We start from the raw sequence: 24,699 nt of genomic DNA, 5'->3' as shown, positions 1-24,699 counted from the left end.
TCCACTCCACTTTCCTTCCAGCTGTAGCTGCTGATGCTTCCATCTGCATCTGCCGAAGCTGAACCATCCAAAGATATCGAAGCTGTGCCATCACTGCCTGCCGTCACCGTCTGGTCTGCTCCCGCACTAGCTATAGGTGCTGAGTTGCCAGCAGGAGCCTCATTCACCACTATAGAAACCTGGTCTGGAGAACTAACTGCTCCTTTATCATCTGTGACAATAAGACTGAAGATATAAGTACCTGCCGTTAATTCACTTACGGTTGGTGCAGCTATACTGGTACTGCTAAAGATGGCGGTGCCAGGACCACTTTCCTGACTCCAGCTATAACCATTAACTGTACCATCAGCATCCGTACCTGAACCATTCAGTGCCACTGAGTTGGTTGGCAGTGTAATGACCTTATCATCACCTGCATTAGCTACTGGAGCTGTATTTGGAGAAGTGCTGCCACAATCTGTAAGAGGAGCTGTTGAACTTGTACGGCTGATACCTGCAGGAAGGCCTTGGCTGTCATATCCATTGCCACTCACATCCTTCACTACCCCAGTTTCTTCCTCAAAGTTGAAGTAAGCGGCTAGTCCGGTTGCTGTGATTACTACCCCTTTATTGTAGTTCCCAGCTATATCAGTGCCACTCCTTGCAAGCTTCCATATTCTTAGTTCATCCAGCTCACCTGCCAAATAGCCGGCTCCCTGCCCTAAGTTGTTGATGGTAAAGTCACCGGTCCATTGGTTTGTGGCCTTTGCACCCACATCTTCCACGCCATTGATGTACACCTTCATCATATTCCCCTGCCTTACAAAAGCATAGTGGGTCCAGGTATCGGCTACTGTTTTGTGGGAAGAAACAATAGGATCATTACCGCCAGTAGCCCCTTTACTGTATAGTCTGGCCTGTGTTTTGTAATAATTAATATACTGGCTGTCACCTCCACTTACAGGTGCATCGGAATTACTTGTGTTGCCTGAGAATTTCGCCCAATATTCAATGGTAAAGTCGCCACTCAGCACCAATGGTTTATTCAGCATCAGCTGAATACTGCCATTGAATGCCAGGGACTGGCAAGTAGCAGTAGCTTCAGGATTCACCGTCAGGTTTACCTGGTCAGAAGCAGTGGCTCCTGCATCATCTGTTACAGTTACTTTGAAGCTGTAGCTTCCCTCCACCAGGTTGGAGAGCGAAAGCGTGGCCGTATTGATACTGCTCAGGCTGGCTTCCGGTCCGCTTACTTTCTCCCAAAGGTAAGAAGCTATTGTTCCATCTTCATCCGAAGCGGCGGCCGTAAAGCTGGCGGTATTCTCCGGCAGTGTAATTGTCTGGTCCACACCTGCATCTACTATCGGTGCTGTATTAATGCCTCCACCACCATTCCCTTCTACTGTTAAATCAAATATATCACTGACTGATCCTCCTACACCATCAGAAACAACTACTTTTATTGCTAACGAACCCACATCAGATGCTGCAGGTGAACCACTGAAGGTCCGTGTAGTTCCCTCAAAACTTAACCAGGAGGGTAGCTGATTATCATTTGACAAAGCGGCTGTATAGGTTAAGATATCCCCATCAGGGTCGTTAAAAGTATTTTCAGCAAAAGTAAAGTTAAATGCCACTCCTTCTATCGCTTGCTGATTAGGAATAGGATTGGCCACCACCGGCGGATTATTTTCCCCTCCACCGACAGCATTATTTACAAACACTCTCGGTATACGTTTATCCCAGCCCATAGAAATAATGTCCAGGTCGCCGTCATTGTCAAGGTCAACTGTCTGGGTGCCATCGTGGTGATCAGTGGTCCCCCCTGGGTGTAAGACATGCTCAATCCAAGTGCCTGTATTACATAAATCATTTTCGAAAGCCAGCAATCTATGCTCGTTTTTCCATTCCCCTGTTAGTACATCCAGGTCACCATCAAAATCAATATCAACCAAATCTAAACTCAAGCCGCCATCGACGAGACTACCAATCGTTTTTCTGCTCCACTTATTCGTTGGATCTGCAGGCGGCAGAAACGAACTCACCTCCTGGTCATTTCCAATTTGGCTTACGACCCCATCCAATATTCCATCTCCATCCAGATCCCCTAAAGCATTGCGATCAAAGTAAGAAGGCAGTGCAACCCCTGTGGAGAAGGTAGTCCAACTACCTTTATCATTCCTTAACCAATTTCCTCCCTGGAAAAGATCCAGGTCACCGTCTCCATCAATATCGCCTGCGCTTATTGCTTCTCCGTAAGAATCCTGGCTAATAGAGGCAATTGTCCAGGCCTGGTTAACCGGGTCGGCAGGCACCGTTATCATTTGTACAGGTGAGTTACTTGATCCAGCTCCATTCCAAACTACGGCAATCTGAATATTCTCTACACCATTATAATTTCCTATGGCGGCTCCTGCCATAAAGGTTTCAGAGAAAGTGGAGGTGCCTGCCGGTATATTGGTATGTATGGTAAAATTGCCTGTCCCATCGTTTTCTGCCCATGCCATTTCCGCACTAATATATTTCCCTTGGGTACCAAAAATGTCCATATCCCCATCCTTATCAAAATCATGAATAAGAGACATGTTGTTCATGGGTTCTCCGATGACTTTCTGTACCCACTCTCCGGTTTGGGTGCCAGGGTTCTTATACCACCAGCCCCCTGTTACAATATCTTTTAAGCCATCTCCATCTAAATCTTCAGAAAAAATGTACACCGAACGGTAAGGCACTTCACTGCCAATCGGTTTTTCTGTCCAATCTAACGGGAATGGATTATCCAAACAAACTAAATCTTCCACCACCTTTACCTGAACATGGTCGCTATAAATAGTGGGACTATGATTCGCATTTACCAAAAGCAATTTAATGGTGTGGTTTCCGGGAGACAAATTCTCAAAAACCTGAGGATCTGTCGTATATACTTCGCCCAGGTCTACCCCATCTATTATCTTATGAATATGGGTTCCTCCTTCACTTACCTCCCAATTATTTACTTCGAAACTAACGTTAAAACTTTGAGGTACACTGGTTCCTTCATTAGGCGAAAGAATAGCAACAGAAGGGATGGGGGAATTATCTTGGCTTAAAATTTCAATGGCAGAAATTTTAGCATTATCTACAGAGGCGTTAAAATTCAGGTTGAGTGTACCATCTGTAACGGCTACTGACACTTCTTTTATTGCTGCCGTAGCATCTCCTGTTTCAGCATAAATGTCAAAATTATCCAGAAAGAGGTTATTTTCTGCTGTCACATCAAATACTCGTTGACCTACAGCAGTAAAATAAATTTCCGCAAAATGTAGTCTTACCAGATAAGAGCCTGATGGAACAGGTATGTCATAGCTGAAGTTGGCTCCATAGCGTTCACTCTGGTACAATGCATCATCTGTAGTGCCGGCTATATTCAAGCTCGTATTACTGTAGGTATTGGAAGGGCTAAAATACTGGTCTGCAGCAAAGATTGTCCCTCCACCTGTAGTAAATTCACCCCCTCCTGCATGGAGGCGAATAGGATTAAAATCAGCAAGGCCATTCACCGTCACCACTACTTCATCTGTATCGGTGGCTCCTTCATTATCTGTTACAGTAAGAGCAATTGTATAGCTGCCTACTGCCAGGTTAGCAGAAGGATTTACACCTGTAGCTATCTCTACACCATCTGCTGTCCAGCTGTAGCTGCTAATGCTTCCATCTGCGTCACTGCTGCCAGAGCCATCCAAAGATACCGAAGCTGTGCCATCACTGCCTGCCGTCACCGTCTGGTCTGCTCCCGCATCTGCTACAGGGGCTGTATTCGTTGGAACAGAGGTGGATGCGAGAATTTCAATGGCAGAAATCTTTGCATTGTCTGCAATGGTAGTGAAAGACAGGTTCAGCGTACCATCTGTTACGTTTACTTCTGATTCTTTTATTACAGCTACAGCATATCCAACATCGGCCATAATATCATAGTTTGTCAAAATTGGATTTCCTTCGGCCGCAACGTTAAATACCCGCTTACCAGCTAGAGTATGATATATCTCTGCAAAATGCAGCCTTACCAGATAAGAGCCTGATGGAACAGGTATGTCATAGCTGAAGTTGGCTCCATAGCGTTCACTCTGGTACAATGCATCATCTGTAGTGCCGGCTATATTCAAGCTCGTATTACTGTAGGTATTGGAAGGGCTAAAATACTGGTCTGCAGCAAAGATTGTCCCTCCACCTGTAGTAAATTCACCCCCTCCTGCATGGAGGCGAATAGGATTAAAATCAGCAAGGCCATTCACCGTCACCACTACTTCATCTGTATCGGTGGCTCCTTCATTATCTGTTACAGTAAGAGCAATTGTATAGCTGCCTACTGCCAGGTTAGCAGAAGGATTTACACCTGTAGCTATCTCTACACCATCTGCTGTCCAGCTGTAGCTGCTAATGCTTCCATCTGCGTCACTGCTGCCAGAGCCATCCAAAGATACCGAAGCTGTGCCATCACTGCCTGCCGTCACCGTCTGGTCTGCTCCCGCATCTGCTACAGGGGCTGTATTCGTTGGAACAGAGGTGGATGCGAGAATTTCAATGGCAGAAATCTTTGCATTGTCTGCAATGGTAGTGAAAGACAGGTTCAGCGTACCATCTGTTACGTTTACTTCTGATTCTTTTATTACAGCTACAGCATATCCAACATCGGCCATAATATCATAGTTTGTCAAAATTGGATTTCCTTCGGCCGCAACGTTAAATACCCGCTTACCAGCTAGAGTATGATATATCTCTGCAAAATGCAGCCTTACCAGATAAGAGCCTGATGGAACAGGTATGTCATAGCTGAAGTTGGCTCCATAGCGTTCACTCTGGTACAATGCATCATCTGTAGTGCCGGCTATATTCAAGCTCGTATTACTGTAGGTATTGGAAGGGCTAAAATACTGGTCTGCAGCAAAGATTGTCCCTCCACCTGTAGTAAATTCACCCCCTCCTGCATGGAGGCGAATAGGATTAAAATCAGCAAGGCCATTCACCGTCACCACTACTTCATCTGTATCGGTGGCTCCTTCATTATCTGTTACAGTAAGAGCAATTGTATAGCTGCCTACTGCCAGGTTAGCAGAAGGATTTACACCTGTAGCTATCTCTACACCATCTGCTGTCCAGCTGTAGCTGCTAATGCTTCCATCTGCGTCACTGCTGCCAGAGCCATCCAAAGATACCGAAGCTGTGCCATCACTGCCTGCCGTCACCGTCTGGTCTGCTCCCGCATCTGCTACAGGGGCTGTATTCGTTGGAACAGAGGTGGATGCGAGAATTTCAATGGCAGAAATCTTTGCATTGTCTGCAATGGTAGTGAAAGACAGGTTCAGCGTACCATCTGTTACGTTTACTTCTGATTCTTTTATTACAGCTACAGCATATCCAACATCGGCCATAATATCATAGTTTGTCAAAATTGGATTTCCTTCGGCCGCAACGTTAAATACCCGCTTACCAGCTAGAGTATGATATATCTCTGCAAAATGCAGCCTTACCAGATAAGAGCCTGATGGAACAGGTATGTCATAGCTGAAGTTGGCTCCATAGCGTTCACTCTGGTACAATGCATCATCTGTAGTGCCGGCTATATTCAAGCTCGTATTACTGTAGGTACTGGAGGGGCTAAAATACTGGTCTGCAGCAAAGATTATCCCTCCACCTGTAGTAAATTCACCCCCTCCTGCATGGAGGCGAACAGGACTAAAATCAGCAGGGCCATTCACCGTCACCACTACTTCATCTGTAGCAGTGGCTCCTTCATTATCTGTTACAGTAAGAGCAATCGTATAGCTGCCTACTGCCAGGTTAACAGAAGGATTTACACCTGTAGCTATCTCCACTCCACTCTCCTTCCAGCTGTAGCTGCTGATGCTTCCATCTGCATCTGCCGAAGCTGAACCATCCAAAGCCACCGAAGCTGTGCCATCACTGCCTGCCGTCACCGTCTGGTCTGCTCCCGCATCTGCTACAGGTGCTGAGTTGCCAGCAGGAGCCTCATTCACCACTATAGAAACCTGGTCTGGAGAACTAACTGCTCCTTTATCATCTGTGACAATAAGACTGAAGATGTAGGTACCTGCCGTTAATTCACTTACCGTTGGTGCAGCTATACTGGTACTGCTAAAGATGGCGGTGCCGGGCCCACTTTCCTGACTCCAGCTATAACCATTAACTGTACCATCAGCATCCGTACCTGAACCATCCAATATCACTGAATTAGTCGGAAGGGTAATGACCTTATCATCACCTGCATTAGCTACTGGAGCTGTATTATCTGGTGGTGTTGAAGTAGTTTCCTGTACCTCAATGGCAGATAATTTTGCATTATCGACAGATGCATTAAATACCAGATTCAACGTGCCATCTGTAACTTCTACCATTATTTCTTTTACAATTGCAGTGGCATAGCCTACATCTGCTATAATATCATAATTGGTAAGCAGATCCTTTCCTTCTGCCGACACATTAAATACTCGCTTACCTGCTGCTGTATGGTATAGTTCTGCAAAATGTAGCCTAAGCTGGTAGGTGGCTGACGCAAGGGGAATATTGTAAGAAAAGCTTTCTCCATAGCGCTCACTCTGGTACAAGCCGTCCTCTATTGTTCCATCAATACTAATTGTTTTACTAAAAGTACTGGAGGTTTCGCTAAAGTATTGGTCGGCAGAAAAAGATTCCCCAAGACTGGTGGCAAATACTGCTCCCCCCGCATTTAGCCGGATAGTCGGAGGCTCGTACTTGAAGGACTGAATAATACTTTGATTAAGAACCACCCCACTTTCATTCTCTATACCATTTACAGTTAAATCATAGGTTAACTCCGCCAATAGATCTGATACATTTAAAACTACTGTTCTCCTGTCATGAAGTAAACTGGCAGCAAGTACTTCTATGTCATTATTAATTGTGTAATGAACCAGCCCTTCTGCCGAAGATTGCTTAAGTGCTTCATTAAACTTTAACTGAATTTCATTCTTTGAAAGAGCCTTCAGGGAATTAAGTTTCGCAGGGGTTTGATCTACCGATACTCCACTACCTTTAAACTCAAGTGAATTTAAATCAAACAGGTTCTTATCACCTGAATTTCTTTTCATGACAAAATATAAATCATGCCTTCCCCCCGGATCTGTTACAGGAGCTTCAACATAGGTCCACTCATTTAAACTACCTGTAACAGGCACTTGCACGGTATGTAAAAGCTGCCCATCCGGCGCTCCTAATCGAAGTTCGATGATTCCTCCTAAGGTTGATGCCAGCCGATAAGAAACAGCATTGATGTTTACCATATTTCGCCCTTCAAAAACAATGTAAGCTCCGTGCGATAAGGCCCTGACTGCATTGCTTCCTCCTCCTAATTCATCAGAGTTATCAATTAAGCTGGTATTTAGCTGCTGGTCGTAAAACTCGGCCTCCGTCTGTTTTGGGTGAAGCATAATCTGGTCGAAAGATTTTAGTCCATCGTTATCCGTATAATTGACATTCAAAACCTGGAAAACATCCTCTGGTACACCTGAATCATGGCTGCCAGGATCCAGGAAATAAGATCCTTCACACTGGTTAATGGTTAATCCGTCATGAAAATGCTTCAGGTGTCCCATGGAAGGCACCAGATTAAGTTTACTGCACGAAATGCTTCCATCTATTGTTGAGCCATCTTCCGGATCATTTACTACAATCTTATAATCAATATTATCATACCAGCTTATCATTCCTCCATCCGGCGGATAAACGAAATCAAAAGTAGCGGCATTGTTTCCGGCATAAATAGTTACCGATTTGGCATTTATTCCTCCATTCGAGTCGTCAACCCTTAGCTGGGCATTATAAACCCCTGCTGTCGTATAAATAAAAGAGGGGTTGGGCTCATTGGAGTCCACTACTCCATCCGCGTCAAAATCCCAGGCATAAGTTAAGGCATCACCCTCTGGATCGCTGGTACCCTCGCTTGAAAAATTGACAGTAAGTGGAAGAGAACCGGAAGTAACATCTGCGCTTATGCTTACCGCCGGGGAGCTGTTCCCATGAGTACCTATAAAATCGAGGCGTACTAACTTTCCTGTTCCCGTATTATCAGGGCAGCATCCGGCTCCATACTCCAGGATATAAAGCTGCCCATCAGGTCCAATTTTTAAATCAATAAACCCGGCTCCCTTTACCACATCGCCCGCCAGTTGTTCAGTAGAAAGGATGGTGCCATCATCATCCATTTTAACCACCCACACCTTACTGCTATTAAAATCATAATAAAAAAAGGCTTTATGGAAATCAGAAGGTAACTTTTTAGGATTATCATTCCCTGGATCAAAATAGTACCTGGGCCCGGCCAAATAACACTGGTGAAAAAATTCTAACCAGGAAGATTGAGCTGGAGGTAAGTCTGTGATTCCCGTATTCCATTTAGAGATGTTTACTGGTTTGGCAGGATCGTAATAGAAGTTTGGGCTGGCGTAATCGTTTAAGTAAGGCTCGTTCTTTCCGGCAAAGTAAGGCCAGCCGTAGTTACCTGCCTGTTTAGTCAGGTTTATCTCATCCATTCCGTAAGGGCCAAGAGAACTGCTTGAGTTCGCATCAGGACCCACTTCGCCCCAAAACAACCAATCGGTATTTGTTTTGTCGACAAAAATTTTAAAAGGATTTCTGGCTCCCATAACATAAATTTCAGGTAACCCACCTTGACCGTCTGGAAAGAGATTTCCATCCGGGATACTATATGTACCGTCCGCCTCCGGTTTTATCCTCAGAATTTTACCCCTCAGATCATTGGTGTTAGAAGATGTTCTTTCCGAACTCTTATCAGGATCGGTTTCATCGAGGGTAGCATAGGAGGAGTGGTTCGTATTATCACCTGTTGCAATGTATAAATTGCCCATAGAATCAAAATCCATATCACCTGCTGCATGAAAATATCCATTCCGATCGGTTTTCCATTCCAGCACTACCTTTTCTGAAGACAGGCTAAGCAGATCCCCTTCCATTTTAAACCTGGACACCCTATTTACCGATATCGACAGGGGAGAGTAATGAATGTACACGTAATTATTGGCAGCAAAATCAGGATCAAAGGCAATTGCTAATAGGCCATCTTCCATATCGTGGAAAACACTCAAAGTACCTGCAGGTACTGTTGTTTGGGTATTCGGCTTATAAATAAGCACTTGACCGTACCGGTCCAGGATAAAAATTCGTCCATCAGGTGCAAACTCGAAATTGATGGAATTTTTAAGACCAGTTAGCAGTTCGACCTTTTGGAATTCAGTAGGCAGCTGCCCGAATGCAGTCACATGAAAGCCAAGAATGGTAACTAAAATCAACCAAGCAGGAATTTTAAAACCCGCCAATAAAGGTTTATCAGGAAGTAGGAAAAATTTATTCATGTGTAAATAAAAAAGAATGAGCAATTTTACTTTTACTGTTCACTGAACCGATATTAAATCGCTGCTAACTTTAAAAAATTAATGCCTGGCGTGAATACATTTTCAGGCTATTAACGGGATAAAAGGGATGCCGGGAAAGAAGTAAACTTTTACATTTCTTGGTTCTGCATAAAAACGCCAAAAAAAAGAAAGCCTATCGGCATCTTCTAAAAAGTTAAAAAGGCACCAGTCACAAAAAAATACACGGAGAAGCTTAATTTACTTTGCTTTAGCAAGTTGTTTAATGCACCCTGTTTTTTTTATAATCCTGTAAACCAACTACATACGATTTAAATATAATGCTTTTATTTATTATTTTTCTTATTTAGAAATTAATTTTTTATATTTTTTTCATGAATCGTCCTAAAAATACAACTTGGTCTTTACAGGCCTACCAGGCGTTTTCATCTCCGCGAATTCCCTGCCAAATGGTTAGAAAAATAATCTTTAAATCGAGAAGCAAAGACCAGTTTTCTAAGTACCAAAGATCTGCTTCCACTCTTTTGGACATGGCATCGGTTTCCCTGGTTTCTCCTCTAAAACCATTTACCTGGGCCCAACCAGTAATGCCGGGGGTAAGAAAATGCCGAACCATAAAATTGTTTATCAGGACAGAATAATCCCGGGTATGCTGGAGCATATGAGGCCGAGGACCCACTACAGACATATCGCCCATCAGAACATTAAAAAACTGGGGCAATTCATCCATACTAGTTTTCCTGAGAAAGGCCCCTACCCTTGTTATTCGTTTATCTCCTTTAACAGCCTGCTTGCTGTCGCTCTCATTATTTAGGTGCATACTGCGGAATTTCAGGCAGTAAAAAGCTTTATTGCCCTTTCCGGAGCGTAATTGTTTAAAAAACACAGGCCCTTTAGATTCCAACTTAATCATAATGCCTACCAGTGGTACTAACCAGCTTAAAAGCAACAAAATTACCAGCAATGAAAAAGCAATATCAAAGCATCTTTTTATTATTTCATTAGCTTTATTGTCCAGTGGTTCTTTTCTTGGGGTTAATATTGGCATATATCCATAAACCTCTAAAAGAATATTTTTATCAAAAAAGGCTTTAACATCTGGCACCAGCCTGCAGCGAATCAGGTGCTTATCTGCCTCTTCCATTAGCTTCTGAGCTTTATCAAAGGCATGCATTGGCAAGGCATTAAAAACTTCCTTCACATTATTTGTTAATACATAATTAAAGCAATCGTCTACCTTCCCCAATATTTTTAAATTTGCCTCCTTTTGCTGTAGCAGGTCATCGTCAAACATACCTTCGACCATGTACCCCAGGTGCGGATTTTCGTTAATATATTTGTATAAATCCATCACTACAGCGCCCCCTCCCACAATTACCACTTTTTTGCTTTCCTGCCAAAACCTGCGACGTGACTTTCGAATTGCAAGGAAAGTAACTTTGATAAACAAAATAAGTATTGCGTAAAACACGAAAGAGGATAAAAGAAAGCTTAAGCTAAGGCTGAATTTTGGGAAGGCAACCACCATGGCTAAACCTGCCAGCAGGTATATAGTTAAAGCCGATATAGTAACTTTTACAGTAGGTATGGCTTCTCGGATTATAACGTTCTCATATTGACGTACAAGGGAAGAACAGTAAAACCAAATCAGATTTAAAATAAGGAAACTTAACCTGTAGTTCTCAGAAGTAGAGTCCCAGAATGAATGAGGACACTCGAATGTAAAGAACAAACAAAGCGAAAGGTTAAGTAATAAATAATCTGAGACAACATTGATCCATTTTACAAAGGTTGCGTATTTATACGTCATAGCTTAAAAGTTAAAAAATTGACGTTAGCCACTGTGATAAGGGCCCTATTGGATTTAAAACTTTCTCTGATTCTCAAAAGCAAAACAACTTAATTTTGCTAATGCTAGTCATGATTTATTGGAGTGAGCAAAATGTAATTTATTTTGCTCACTCATTCTTGATAGCGAAAAAACCAGAAAAGGTTTATTATCTAATTTTATCCTTGTTCTCGATAAAAAAGAGTGTAGAAATAGCCAAAAAATTCTTTTGTTACTTCTTAAAGGCAGTGCTAACTAGCTGAGGGATTGTATTTTCCTAGTCCAGACCTGAAACCTGTGCATAAGCAGGTTCATTTTCCTGAATTTTTACTTCGGCTTTTCTGGCCACACACATCAGGGACAGGGCACTTTTATCTGCATTGGGATTCCGACCCGACAAAAGGTTTCCCAACCTGTATTTAAACTCTGCCTTTCCCTTATTACCTCTTAATACTTCTGCCCCTGCTACGTGGTTGTGTGGAAAAACCGCTACATCAAAACCTAGTGGTTTTAAAGCTTCCTGAAAGAAACTGGTGGTTACTCCATGGCCAGGCTTATGGTGAATTTCACAAGCTAATGCCCATAACTGTTGGTCTCTTGATTTATGGAAACTGTGGCCAATTAGGCGGTAATAAATGAGCCTCCCATTCCAAAGTATTTTAGCAAGACCTTTATAGTTCCAGGAGCTATATTGGGGGTCATGGTCAGTTACAAGAATTCCTCCTGGTTTCACCAAACGGGCCGCTTCCTTTAAAACTTTAGCCATGTCTTCACAATGGTGAAGGGCTGCATTTAAGGTAACAATATCGGCAAAACCTGAAATAAAAGGAAGTTGAGAAGCATCTGCCAAAATTGGAACGTAGCCATATTCTTTAGCCAGTTCCAAAGATTTAGGAGCTACATCTACTCCAATTAATAGTTTGGGATTGCCCTGTAACGAAGCAAAAATATTGCCGGGTCCACACCCGATATCTACTACGATTTTGTCTGTCCAGTCACCTAAAGCAGCTTTCCACCGGGCTTTAAAAGCCTGGTCCCAATGACAATAGGTTAAATACTCTTTCGCCCAATCCGGATGACCAAAGTAATAAATGTTGGCTTTTAAGCCAACAGACGGTTGGGAAATTGGACATTCAAGAAAAGGTCCTGCATCCTTTACCTGCACATCGGGCAGTAAATAAGGAAATAAGCGTGTTTTCATAAATAAAAGTTTTAGGCTGTAAGTTTTGGCTGGCTTTTTAAAGCATTTGTCGGCTTTTAATCATAGTTTCATGATAAGATGTTATTTCGTTTCCTTTCCCTACTCGTCCTGCTTTTCCTACTCCACCTGTACGAGAAAAAAAATCCTGCAGTAAACTAACGGTGCGCATATAAGTAGGCACAAGAAAACCAGCTCTACCACAAAACACCCGACTTAATTTGTAGCACTTCCAGTGGCATAAAAATTTTGATTACTGTGTAGTTGCCTTAAGTTTGTTCAGTTTTTGGAGTTAAAGAACGGGAACTCTTCTTTGCTGGTGTTAAAATTAGTTCCTCACCTTAAGCTTAGAGAGATAAGTAATGAATAGGAATATCAATTAGTCTTCGCCAGGTTTATTATTGCGGGGTTCTGAGAAAAAAGGCGGCTCACCCTGCTTTTTCTTTTTTATATCTGATTTAGTTATCTGTTTCTTTTTTTCCTTTTTAGCAGAAGACAATGACCTTCTGTCTCTGGACTGAAATGCCGTATCCACTTTTTTGGGTATCGAAACAGGTGTTCTAAACAAGGTTTCCTCTTGGTTAATCGGTTCAAAAGTTTTTCCTTTCTTTACCTCTATTGCTACAGCAGTGGCAGGAATAGAGACCGCTCCTAATAAGCTTTCAAAAGAACTCATTATCCCGTCAATGGAAAGATGAGACTGAGCATATTGCCTGGCGTTTTTTCCGATGTGGTTGAATTCTTCACTCAGCGCCTTTCGGATACCATTGGTTAAATCCTCCTGATTTTCTGCATCTACGAGTATGCCCATTTTATGCATGGTAATCAAAGAGTGTAAACAGGATCCTCTATTGGCCGTTACAACAGCTAAGCCTCCTACAGCCAGTATTGTTGTGAGTTTCGATGGCATTACTAAATCACTGGCTTTGTTTTTCTGAATGACCAGGTGCACATCAGCCATATTAAGAAAAATGTTGAATTTATCGAACGGTTGTAAGGGCAGGAAGAAAACATTATACAGATTAAGGCTGTTGGCCAGCTTCTTTAACTTCTCTTTATAGGGCCCCGAACCACAAATCAGGAATTTCACCTTAGCCTGGGATTGAAAATTTCTTGCTGCATGCAATACGCTCTCCAGTCCCTGCTTTTCACCAATTGCCCCGGAATAGAGTATTACTTTATCGGATGAAGCAAATCCAAATTTCTTTTTAAGTTCCGCCCGCTTTCCAATAGGATAAAACAGGCTAATGTTCGTCCAGTTAGGAAATAAAAAAACTTCTTTCCCCGCCTTTGCGTGTATTTTGCGGACCATTTCATCTGAAATACTACTTATGCCACTGGCATGGTTAAAAATAAACTTTTCGAACTTAAAAAGGGCTTTAATAACTTTTGCAGATCGTATCATTTTTAAATCCCTGGCCGCTTCTATTTGCATATCCTGAATATGGTAGAGAAAATGCGCTTTTCGCAGTTTCCTGTAAAGCACCCCAAGTAAGCCTAACTGAAAGGAAGGAACCACAGTAATTACATAATCAAATTTTTTCCCTGGGACTAATTGCAATAGTTTAAAAAAAGCAGAAACAAGAAAAGATATATCTAAAATCATTCTTCGCAAGCCGGAAGGTACTGCAGGAACATACATGGGGCAACGGCAAATTTTAATTTTTCCATAATTCCCAACTTTCCTTTTTTCGGTAGTGTACCAATATCTTTTTTTATAATATGGCTCCTGCACTTTCCAGTAAGGGTAATACGGATAGGTAGTAATTACGGTGCAGTCATATCCCTGATTTGCAAGCCAATCAATCATCTCGCCACTATATTTACCTATTCCCGTTGGCTCGGGAGAAAAATTGTACCCAATCATTAATATTCTTTTTTGCATAATCTGATAGATTAAAAAGTATTAGATGGATAGAACAAAGAAATAGAGGCAGCTATATTATATAAGCCTGCCGGATGGGATATATTGTTACAGGAAGAAAAACCGGACTTACCAGAAGGTTATTCAAAGAAAGGTAGAAGAATGAAAAAGACTTCAGAAGAAAAAATTTACTTAATCGTTTGCTTAGAAGACTCATTAATGGTTTTATAAGGTCTAAGAATAGTTTGGTGTCCTTGCCATCTCCATTCTGTCGGACTTTCAGATGAATTTTTGATCTCCTGAATTCTACAGTAGACCTGCATAAAATAAGACATCCTTAAAACTGCATGAGCAAATCCCTTCACTCCGTCCCTAAAGCCACCGTAAAGGAAAAAGCTGCCCATAAAAAAGACGACGCCAATCATCGGGCTGCGCATCAGGTAATACTTTAACCGCTGCTTCCGGGTTAAATTAGATGAATATCCTGGATTGCTCATTCCATTTAAAAAGCGCCTTGCCTCCCAATTTGCATATTCCATGTGCTTATGTACAAAATGAGAAATGCCTCTAAAATCCTGATGATCTATTTTAGAACGAATAAAGCCTTCCTTACCCAATAAAACCGGATGTTCATGTACCTCCATATCAAGCCGGCTCCAATGCTCCTCATCAACCTGTTCATATTCACCAGCTCCAACCTTAAAAAGTGCCAGCTTTCGTAAGGGGTAACCTCCATTTAGTTTTTTTCCTAAAAAGTAAACCGAATAGTTTAACCAGTACCCTACCTTGTCATCATTTTTTCTATTAAGAACCTTTCGTAGTTCTTCTTTGAAAGGTTCCGTCAGATACTCATCAGCATCTAGAAATAGTACCCATTCTGTGTCTGGTTTATGGTTTCGTAAAAACCAATTACGCTTTTTCGGAAATTTACCATTCCAAGTAAAATTTACCAGTTCCACTCCAAAGTTCATGGCAATTTCAGGCGTCCGGTCAGTACTATCTGAATCTATTACTATTACATGCTGAGCTAAATCCCGTCCAATGGAAGCAAGACATCCTGATAAGTTTTTTTCTTCATTCCGTACCGGAATAGCAATTGTTAAATCTAGTAACATAAGTTAAGCGGATAGATTGTGAACACATCAAAAAGAGCAGGAATTTCGAGATCTGCTTATCTTCAAGCTTTCTACAAAAGATAGGAGGAATTAGAAAAACAAGAGGGGGTTGAAGAAGAAAAGCTTAACTACTACTCTCCCTTCTAAATTCCAAAGCACATGTAAGCCACCTTTTAACAACCCAATCTTTTAACCCCAGCCATTCTAAATTCATGTTAATTGTGCGCAGCTGCAGCCCTTTATGGAGAGCCCACAGCTTTAAGTCCAACTGTGAAACCCAGTGTACTGCATCTGCATCTCGAAAGAAAGGACCATGAAAAGCCGCTAAATCATTTTGGATTAAAAAGGAAGGCTGATCTCTGCGCCAGGAAGTCCATCGGGCATTCCCCCACCGCCATGCAAGCTCTATACGCTTTTGTAAATTTAAATGCCTGCTGCTTGGGCAAAAATATCCTGGTATATCGTAACGGGGGCAGAAAATGAATAGACATCCCCGGGGTCGTAAAAGCCGGTAAAGATGCTCGAGGTGTTGTTTTGGATCTGTTACATGCTCAAGAACATAAGTGGAAAAAATAATATCAAAATGGGTGTTAGGTTCAACTTCACTTACATCTCCGAAAATGAAATCATCTGCCTGAGTCTCAAGCCAGCTTTTATTCTGTTTAGTAATATCCTGAGCGCTCCAGCACACCTTTTCCCGTAGGCCTTCCTCTTTTAGCCAATCCCCAAAGCCACTGCGGCCAGCCCCAATTTCAAGCACACAGACAAAATCACTTCCCATTTTTTGGCTTCTCCGGCGAATTTCCTCCCCCACATGACGCCAGCAATTGTTTTGCATACTTACCTCATTGAAAGCTGTGTAATCCTGCACAGTACAATAGAACTCATCTAATTTCTGGCGTAATTCCTGTTTTTCAGAAAAAAACATTTTTTTCGCTGGGAGTTAAGCTCACTTTCATGATACACTACTTATAAGTTTTGTACTTTTTAGGTGCCGCCGAAAGGCGTTCCTTCAAAAAATATTTATCAAGATGTTGCTTTCAGGAAATGTTCCCCGATTTGTTTTGGTACTGATGCCAAAAGCTCTATTTTAAAATGGAATTGCTCCCGTTACAGCATTCAACAGAAAGTTTTTCGATGAGCTCCTCTATGCTTTGCTTATCCAGAAGAAGGTTTTCTTTATTGGCAAGATGCTTCTTCTTACGATTACGAACCGGGATTAAACTTATGGTTTCAAAACGAAGATTACAGGTTTTAGCAATTTCTGAAAAATGTTCCGGTGGATTTGTCTTACTGCGCAATTCAACCACCAATGTTCCTTCTTTACAGAAAACAAGATTTGTTAAGGCTGCTCCATGGGGAGCCACCACTATCTTAGCATTTTCAAGGCTCTCCATCTGCTCCTCCAGCGATAGTTGCTGCAGGTCAATAATAGCAAACCCTTTCTTCCACAGTAACTCAATCAAGTGCTCCTCGCCAATAATACGTCTTACTTTCTGTTGCCCTCTCAGCAGATACACCTTCCCGAAAGATTTGGCTACTACGGCCTCTAATTTTTTTCTTCTAAATCTACCAAACAGTTTCTTTTTCCATTCCGGAAACATCTCCCCACAGGGCACATAATCAGCCACCACCAGGTCTTTTACGTGCACAATTTCTGAAGGAGCTATTCGGACTACCCTTGCCTGAGAAATATTTAACAGGCGTAAGGTATGGAGTTCGTAAGGGCGAGACGAGCTATGAAGAATAATAAATCGCTCCTCCACATCCCCCAAATTATCCATAACAAAAAGCAGTCGAGGCAGCAAATCCACCATCCAGTGGTAATAGTTTCCTTGTGCCTCCGGAGTTAAGAGAAAAACAGCTTTTCCTATACTTCTCCTTCTTTTTCCCAGAAAAGGGGAAGTTAAAACAGGATGTAGATCGGTTCCCCAAGGAAAGGCTGTAAACCTTTTATATACCCTGTTTTGGGCACTAATAACAGCTCCTCCGTACAAACCACTGCAAAGTACATTTGATAACCGCCAGATGGCAAGCTCATTCCCTGAATCTGGAGGAACAGGCAACTTTTCGTTTTCATCCGGATCTGGAATTAAAGCAGGTGCCTTACCAAAAGGATTGCCTACCTGAATAAAAGCTGCCCAGAAACGGAGAAACCTCAGGCAGAATCTGACTACTTTACTTTTCATTTCCCAACAGTTCCCGAGGTGAACTATGCAGATGAGCCTGCTTGGCAGGATTCCCTTTTACAAGGGCTCCTGCCGGCACCGACTTCGTAACTACGCTGCAGGCACCAACCATTGCATGCTCACCAATAGTTACTCCTGGCAGTATGAAGGCACGTGCACCAATAAATGCATGAGCTCCAACTATTATTGGGGCAGTAATCAAATTTTTTGCTACTTGATCAAGAGCATGCGAACCGGTACACAAATACGCTTCCTGGGCAATAGTGGCCTCCTCAAATATCTCAATCTTTCCTAAGGAATAGGCATTTGCGCGGCTACCTAAACAAGCCCGGTCATGTAAAATCAGATTCCAGGGAATCTGGATTCGCGCCAACGGATGAACAAAGGGACGCCCATAAATCTGGCAGCCAAAAATTCTGAGCCAGAAAATGCGCCACCGGTTGGCTGGTTTAGGTGTCCAGGAACACAATAGCCTCCATGCGTATTCCCACAGCAACAATTTAACCCGCTGGCCAGTAGTCCAGGGGCTTTCATAAGGATCTTTTTGTGAGTGGATTTTCATGCGATTTCTACCTTAGCTGATTGTTTTTTGCCCGAATTTTCTTAAAAAAAGAGAAGCAATGTAAGGCACAGAATGGCTTACTCGTACATCAAGCCCTTTTTGAGCCAAATCAAAGCGTATTTTTTCTTCATTCATTAAATAAAGAAGGGATTCCCGTAGTAAATGAACAGCATTTTCTTTTCTGTGGTCGAAGGCTAACCCGTTCTCCCCCGGTTTTATAAAATCCTGAAAGCAATCAAGTTTAGAAACCACAGGTACACAACCCCATGCCATAGCTTCCAATGGAGCAAGCCCGAAGGTTTCGCCCTGCTCTGCTACGGAAGGATATACAAAAATAGAAGCCTCCGCATAAAGTCTGTTTAGTTGTTCCATATCATGTACAGGTCCTGTAAATTCCACGTTTTCTTCTCCGGCAAGGCGCCTGAGAGAATTAACATAGGCAGTGCCTCCACCCCCTGCCGCAACCTCCCAGGGTCCTACAATTTGAAGTTTCCAGGCTGTTCCTACTTTTTTAAAAGCTTTAACCAAAAGAGCAAGTCCTTTTTCCGGATGAACGCGTCCAACATATAGGACTACCGGCTTTTTGTTTTCCATTACTACTGGTAGCAGGTTATTAAAAGGCAATGGGTTAGGGATTATAAATACCTTGTCGTGGTCCTCAGCAGTAAGTTCCCGCCTGATGGCTTTAGCCACAGGCTTGGAATTAGCCCTGAAAAGCTTAGCTTGTTTATAAAGAGGTATCTGCCCTTTTGGCATCCGCTGGACATCTACTACGCATTTTTTTCTAAGGCTCGTGCTTAATATTGTGGGGGCCCAAAAAGTGTTTGTAATAATTATATCAGACTCCGGAGGAAGTACCTTTCCTGCCCGCAGCGTATACCGAAAATCAAGCCACTTCAGCCAGAGACCGGAAGAAGGCGTTGTATGGCCTCGTACCCGGATATGCTGAACCCCCTCGATCCATTCTTCTTCGGGCAAATGCTTGTACCGGCGCGAAATATGCACCACCGAATGTCCCTGACGGGCAAATTCTTTTCCTAATATAAACCACATTTTCTCGACAGCTCCGCCTAGAAGGGGCGGAACAGGCAAAAATGCTCCCTGTAAAATTGTTATCTTCATGAAGTGAATTCTTTTGTTGAGTGGGCAGTAAGATTAGCAAAAGTTCAATAGCTAATAGTTCGCTTCCTTAACTACCGTCCCTCTTATTCCTGGGTGTAGGTTAAAGCCTGCAATAATTTTCGTGCTGCAGGCCTGTTCGCAAAGCGGACTTTATATAATTCCCGCCCATTTCGTCCCATTCTTAATTTCTCTGCAATAGAAAGCTTGCTCCAGCATTGCAATAGCGTTTCTACACCACGGGGGGTGTCTTCTGCTACCAAACCGGCACCTGCAGCTTTGATTTCCTGCCATATATTTACCTGGCTAGAAATTAAAACCGGCTTTCCACAAGCCAATGCCTCCACTACTGCGATCCCGAAGTTTTCCTGGTGACTGGATAAAATAAAGACTTCACTACAGTAAAAAGTAGCCCATTTTGCATCTCCATTAAGCATTCCAGGGAAGAGTACAGAATTACGAAGGTCAGGATTCTCTAATACCAGTTCGTACATCCTTTGCCCATATGTTGTTTCAATACCGGGTCCAGCAATAACAAGTTTAGGGAGTTCAGCAGGTTTACCGGAAGAAGGTTTATCCATTTCACATGGCAGGCCAGGCATTACAGAAGCAGCACGCTTAGTCTTTACAAGCGTTGCATAGGCTTTTATCAATAGGTCCACCCCTTTCTTCTCATGAATCCTGCTAAGGAAAAGAATATAAGGGCAGTTTTTAAGTTCTGGACATTTCTCCTGCAGGGCATTTCTCATTTTAAGGGAGAAAGGCGGAGGGGCGGCAATTCCAAATCCAATATTAATTTCCTTTTTTGGCCGGTAAGGCCGGAAAGGTTGTCGTGCAAGTCTTTTTTCCTCCTTGCATGTAAACAGCACTCCCTCTGCCTCATTAATTACCTTTCCTTCAATTAATTTCCAGTATATCCAATTCCGAAGGGCTTTAAACTTTCTTCCTGATGCTCTTTGAAAATAAGGGTCCAACATTCCATGCGACATTACAAACAACTTTGGCAAAGCTGCTTTCTCCTTGCCAAATGTAGCCTTAGTCCCTTTTAGTTGTTCTATGGCTTTTTGCAGGGCATAACCAGGATAAAGCCAAAGCCCGTGTAGTAAGACAGCATCAAAGGAAGTAATATTTTCCAGGAGCCACGGTAAAAGCTTTGGACTGTAGCACCAGGCGGTCTTTCCGGGCCCAAGAGCCTTGATTGCAAAGGCATCCTTTCCAAGGAACTCTGCAGCAGGATCATCCATACATACCACTACAGTGTGCACTCCTTGCTTTTCCAGTTCGGGCGCGGAGTTTCGAATTACCTGGCAAGGACCTCCCGTAGATGGGTTCATACTACCAATAACCTGAAGTAATTTCATACTTAAAAAATAAAATGGAGTATATATAGGGTTTTATGCAGTAAATACATCCTCTTGGGCATTTACTTATTCTTTTACAGGAAAGAATAAAAGTCAAAGTCTATCTCAAGGAAGGCTACCAACTCTTTCTGAAGTGGTTTTATTCTGCCGCAGAACGTGATGATAAAGCCTTTCAACCTGGACAAGGACTTCTTGGGCATTAAATTTTTTCACTTGCGAAAAGCCAGCTTGGATTACTGCTGTTCGCTCCTCTGAAGTGAGACTTACAACCTGATGAATTACTTTTGCCCCTTCCTGGGCCCAACGTGTTGCTTCTCCTTTTTCCGCAGGCCGTCGGGGAAGGTAAAAAGCTGCTTTCCCTCCTACTTCGGTCATAGGTGCCTTATTAGTTGTAACAACAGGGCAACCGCAAGCCATGGCCTCTGCAATAGGCCAGCCGAAACCTTCTTCCAAGGAAGGAAAAAGTAAGGCAGTTGCACCGGAATAGGCGTTTACCAGCAACTCTTCCTGAACATGATCCAGAAACACGACGTCCTTCCCCCAAGAGTTTCTCTGCACCCGGTTTAGGAGGTTGGCCCCCACTAAGGTTCCTATCATGATAAGTGTTAAAGGTGTGCTTGTTACCTCCCGCCAGGCCTGATACAACTCAAGCACCCCCAGCTTATTTTTATACCAAACATTTGCACCTACATGGAGTAAGTATCCTTCCCTAACTGAATGTGCTGAAGGATTGATGACTTTTAAAACCTCTGAGAGATGGCAGCGGGCTTCCGCTACCTTTACAGGTTTGAAAACAGGCGCAACCTGGTTATAGACCACTTCTGAAGAAAGAGGAGTTGTAGGCAAAAAGCGATGCAAATCTGATTGTGTATGTGCTGAAACAGAAATAAAATTCCTGCCCCTTGAATAACCGCGCCGAATTATTTTCTGATATTGCCTACCAGACCAGCCTGTGACATTTTCCAAAATCTCGCCCAGAGCAGACCGTTGTGCCAGAAAATCATGACAGTGGATAAGGTGGGACCGGCCCGCTACTAAAGGAACCCATGGCCCCAGTGCCTGGTCTGTAAAAACAAAAAGGGTATTTGCCGGACAAGACGCAATCCACTTCAGCACTTCCAAAGGAAACACGATGAATTGGTCGATGTACCCGAACCACTTCTTAACCACCATAGGGAAGGGCAGCTTATAAAACCTTGGCTGTGGGGATAAGACTTTTACCTGGTGCCCACGGGCACTCATTCCTTCTGCTAGCATCTTTGCGAAACGAGGCATGCTCTGTGATCCCTGGAAAGTAGGGTGAGTAAAAAGCACAATATTCATAAGCTACCCTGGTTTAAAGGAAAGGATTGATTCCCGGACCGATGGTTTATCACTTTAGTTTCGCTTTCGCTGCTTTAGTCAGAATTCCGTAAGGAGGCAATTAATAAGCCACCAGTGAGTACACAAAACCCAAGTGAAGTTGGCTGTGCCCACCCTCCCTGAGAAACTAAAAGGATTCCAAAGCTTAAAAGCATCCAGGGGAGCAAATCGCCTTTCACTAATTTTTGATAACAGGCCCAGGCAATTTTGGCAATTAAGCCTAAGCGCAAAAAGATAACAGCTAATCCTAAAAAAGGACCTAGTTCTCCAACAGTCCGGGCCCATTCTTCTTCTGCAACCATGAACGTTCGTTTACCTGCCAATAACATACTGCCCACGTTGGTCCCCATTCCCAGTCCATACCCAAAAAAAGGTTGTTCAGTAGATTCGAAAAGAGCGCTCACTAAGCCTCCCAGGAAACGATCAATCAGGACTCCACTCACCCCCCCTTGCTGGTAATCTGTGGCTGTTTCAAAGCGAGCGGTAAATGCTTCAGTTGCCGTCTGGAAAAATCCCATCTGGCTAACACTTATTAACAGTACGATTCCTCCTACTCCTGCCAGCAACATTCTACCAATGTATTTTGGTTTTCGGGAAATCGCTATTAGGGCAAAAACCAGCGAAACACCAACCTGAAAAAATAACCCTCGGCTAATTGAAAGGGGAACGGCAATTAAAAGGGCTGTAGTGGCAGCAATAAGAAGAAATCTATTGCTGCCAGCTGGTTGAAGCCAGAAATAAAGTATAAAACAAGCAGCGAAACTAAAAAAAAGTGTAGTACCATTTGTAAATGAAAAGGTTGCGGGAGGTCGGAAAAAGCCGAGTGCCCCCCCAAAACCGGCACCTTCCATATCTCCCCCCAATCCTCGATTAACCCAGGCCGATTGTGGGCTGTAAAACTGCAGGGCAATCAAGGCTGCCATGGGAATAGAAATCAATAAGGTAATCTTTCCCATCCTAATAACATCCTTCCTGCTAAAAAGGCTTCCTACAACAAACAAAAAAGGAATCTGAATGAGCAGAATACGAGCACCAAATATTGCAACAGGAATGTTTCCATGCCCCAGTAGGACGGCCATATAAGTCCCTATAATGCCTATTAGAACCATGCCCCCCAGGTAGGGAGTAGAAGGAAGAAGACCTCGCTGCCAGGCTTTATATATTAACCAAAGCGCAATTGGATCTCGAATTACCAGCAACGGCACCGCCAGGCTCGGAAAAAACCATTTTCGCAAGGCACCCTCAAAAATAAGGAGCAAAAAATATATCCAAATACCCTGCCTCAAAAGTTTGTTGTCGGATTGCTTCACAACAGGACTAGTTGCCCTGTGTGAATTGTTAATTCTAAAGTTGTTGCCTCCATTTAATAAACTTTCCATATCTTACCCATGCATTAATCATTTGGTGGAAGGGAAATAACCAACAGCAGGAATCTCATACCCTTCCCAAGGCTTTTGCCAGTTCTTGTCCGTAAACTTCCCACGGACGGATACGGGCAGACTCCATTGCTGCACGACCCGTTTCAGCAATTAATTTTGGGCGCAGGAGCAGCTTTTCAATAGCATTCCGGAGGGTACTGACTGAACCTGCAGATACTAACCAACCATTACAACCATCTTCTATAAGATCTGGTCCGGCCGTACGCTCTGTGGTTATTACTGGTGTTCCCTGCGACATAGCTTCAGTGATAACTAAACCAAATCCATCAAACAGAGAGGGAAACACTAACAAATCATTTTCTCGCATTAGTTTAAGAATATCTTTATGCGGCAAACTTGGTATCCAAGTATGCTTCTCCAGAGCTACATCCAGGGCTTTACAATTATTGCATGCTTTATGTCCTACTAAAGTTAGATCTATAAAATTTTGAAAACCCTCAACTGCAGCAAACAGGTCGGCAACTCCTTTTTGCTGTGATAACTTTCCTACAAATAAAACTTTTAATCTTCGCCTAGCTGCCCGCAAATACTCTCTTTTGGCATAAACAGCAGGGAAACCATAAGGGATTACATGAATGGGGGCGAGAGGGCCTGGATAATATTGAAGTGTGTTGGCAGTAAACCGGCTGGCAACAAAAATTGCATCTGCCAGCCGGAGCTCTTCATCCTTACAAGAGAGCTTATAAACTGAATCTTTAAAACCAGTAATTGTAGAGACCCAATCTGGCCAACGATCTTTCTCCTTCTCTAAAAGTTCTCTTGCAGCACGCCAATAGCCGGTTGGTAGATCATATAAACACTTTACTCCTAACTTTTTGGCAGTACGAAACGAATTTAGTGCTCCATCATCATAGGCGTAAACTGCACCTATCCCTTCTTTGATAGCATATTTTAAACTAGCAGCAACTCTCTTATCAATATCCTGATATACTGCATCTATACTTAATATTCCTTTTTCATGCCGTACAAGTTCTGATAAGCCAGCCTTTGAAGCTACAATTCTGCCAAATTCAAGCCAAGGTGACACTTTAGTTACTGGCTTTAGATCCATATTAAAACTTCGTCTCCGGACTTCAGCAAGAGGCTTTAAAGCGCCAATATTATCCAGAAAACTCCCTGAAAAAACAGCTACAGATGTATAGAACCTTGACAGATGATCTGCCTTATAAAAACCATCAGCAGCTGCTCTAACGTTGGCATTACCTGTAGGGTGAGAAAGAATCAGTTTCATTACATTATGGTAATTAGTAATTAATCATTTAATACCAGCTTCCCTAAA

Annotated in this window: 13 protein-coding genes; all 13 read right to left on the bottom strand. The window is 42.8% G+C overall.

Features of this window, described 5'->3' with window-relative positions; genetic code table 11:
• Positions 1–9,302, bottom strand: a 9,302-nt coding sequence (locus F752_RS0120460) for a malectin domain-containing carbohydrate-binding protein (RefSeq protein WP_160164147.1), incomplete at its 3' end; no start/stop codon positions are given.
• Between the two features lie 493 nt (positions 9,303–9,795).
• Positions 9,796–11,193, bottom strand: coding sequence for an undecaprenyl-phosphate glucose phosphotransferase (locus F752_RS0120455; RefSeq protein WP_026135883.1), 1,398 nt, complete (start codon positions 11,191–11,193; stop codon positions 9,796–9,798).
• 295 nt (positions 11,194–11,488) lie between these two features.
• The gene (locus F752_RS24740) at positions 11,489–12,412 is read right to left on the bottom strand and encodes a class I SAM-dependent methyltransferase (RefSeq protein ID WP_017733614.1); all 924 of its coding nucleotides are present in this window, start codon (positions 12,410–12,412) and stop codon (positions 11,489–11,491) included.
• A gap of 376 nt (positions 12,413–12,788) precedes the next feature.
• Positions 12,789–14,276: a WcaI family glycosyltransferase gene (locus tag F752_RS24735; RefSeq protein WP_017733613.1), complete on the bottom strand. Its 1,488-nt coding sequence runs from the start codon at positions 14,274–14,276 to the stop codon at positions 12,789–12,791.
• 185 nt (positions 14,277–14,461) lie between these two features.
• Positions 14,462–15,388 carry a glycosyltransferase family 2 protein gene (locus F752_RS0120435; RefSeq protein ID WP_017733612.1) on the bottom strand — a complete coding sequence of 309 codons (927 nt, stop codon included), beginning with the start codon at positions 15,386–15,388 and terminating at the stop codon, positions 14,462–14,464.
• 124 nt (positions 15,389–15,512) lie between these two features.
• On the bottom strand, positions 15,513–16,316 hold the full coding sequence (locus F752_RS0120430) for a class I SAM-dependent methyltransferase (RefSeq protein WP_017733611.1): 804 nt from the start codon (positions 16,314–16,316) through the stop codon (positions 15,513–15,515).
• Between the two features lie 157 nt (positions 16,317–16,473).
• A complete protein-coding gene (locus tag F752_RS0120425) occupies positions 16,474–17,577 on the bottom strand; it encodes a glycosyltransferase family 61 protein (RefSeq protein ID WP_017733610.1) in 1,104 nt (367 codons plus the stop codon).
• Positions 17,567–18,139: a DapH/DapD/GlmU-related protein gene (locus F752_RS24730; protein WP_017733609.1), complete on the bottom strand. Its 573-nt coding sequence runs from the start codon at positions 18,137–18,139 to the stop codon at positions 17,567–17,569. The genes F752_RS0120425 and F752_RS24730 overlap by 11 nt, the downstream gene beginning before the upstream one ends.
• Positions 18,140–18,151: 12 nt before the next feature.
• A complete protein-coding gene (locus F752_RS24725; protein WP_017733608.1) occupies positions 18,152–19,261 on the bottom strand; it encodes a glycosyltransferase family 4 protein in 1,110 nt (369 codons plus the stop codon).
• Between the two features lie 83 nt (positions 19,262–19,344).
• Positions 19,345–20,619, bottom strand: coding sequence for a glycosyltransferase (locus F752_RS0120410; protein WP_017733607.1), 1,275 nt, complete (start codon positions 20,617–20,619; stop codon positions 19,345–19,347).
• A gap of 105 nt (positions 20,620–20,724) precedes the next feature.
• Entirely contained in the window at positions 20,725–21,876 is a 1,152-nt protein-coding gene (locus tag F752_RS0120405; protein ID WP_236614045.1) for a glycosyltransferase, read from the bottom strand.
• 140 nt (positions 21,877–22,016) lie between these two features.
• The gene (locus tag F752_RS0120400) at positions 22,017–23,216 is read right to left on the bottom strand and encodes a hypothetical protein (RefSeq protein WP_236614044.1); all 1,200 of its coding nucleotides are present in this window, start codon (positions 23,214–23,216) and stop codon (positions 22,017–22,019) included.
• A gap of 199 nt (positions 23,217–23,415) precedes the next feature.
• Positions 23,416–24,651, bottom strand: coding sequence for a glycosyltransferase family 4 protein (locus tag F752_RS0120395; RefSeq protein ID WP_017733604.1), 1,236 nt, complete (start codon positions 24,649–24,651; stop codon positions 23,416–23,418).
• Positions 24,652–24,699: the final 48 nt, after the last annotated feature.

Origin of the sequence: Nafulsella turpanensis ZLM-10, from assembly GCF_000346615.1 — a bacterium.
Lineage (GTDB): Bacteria > Bacteroidota > Bacteroidia > Cytophagales > Cyclobacteriaceae > Nafulsella > Nafulsella turpanensis.
This window is presented reverse-complemented; position numbering and strand designations above follow the sequence as displayed.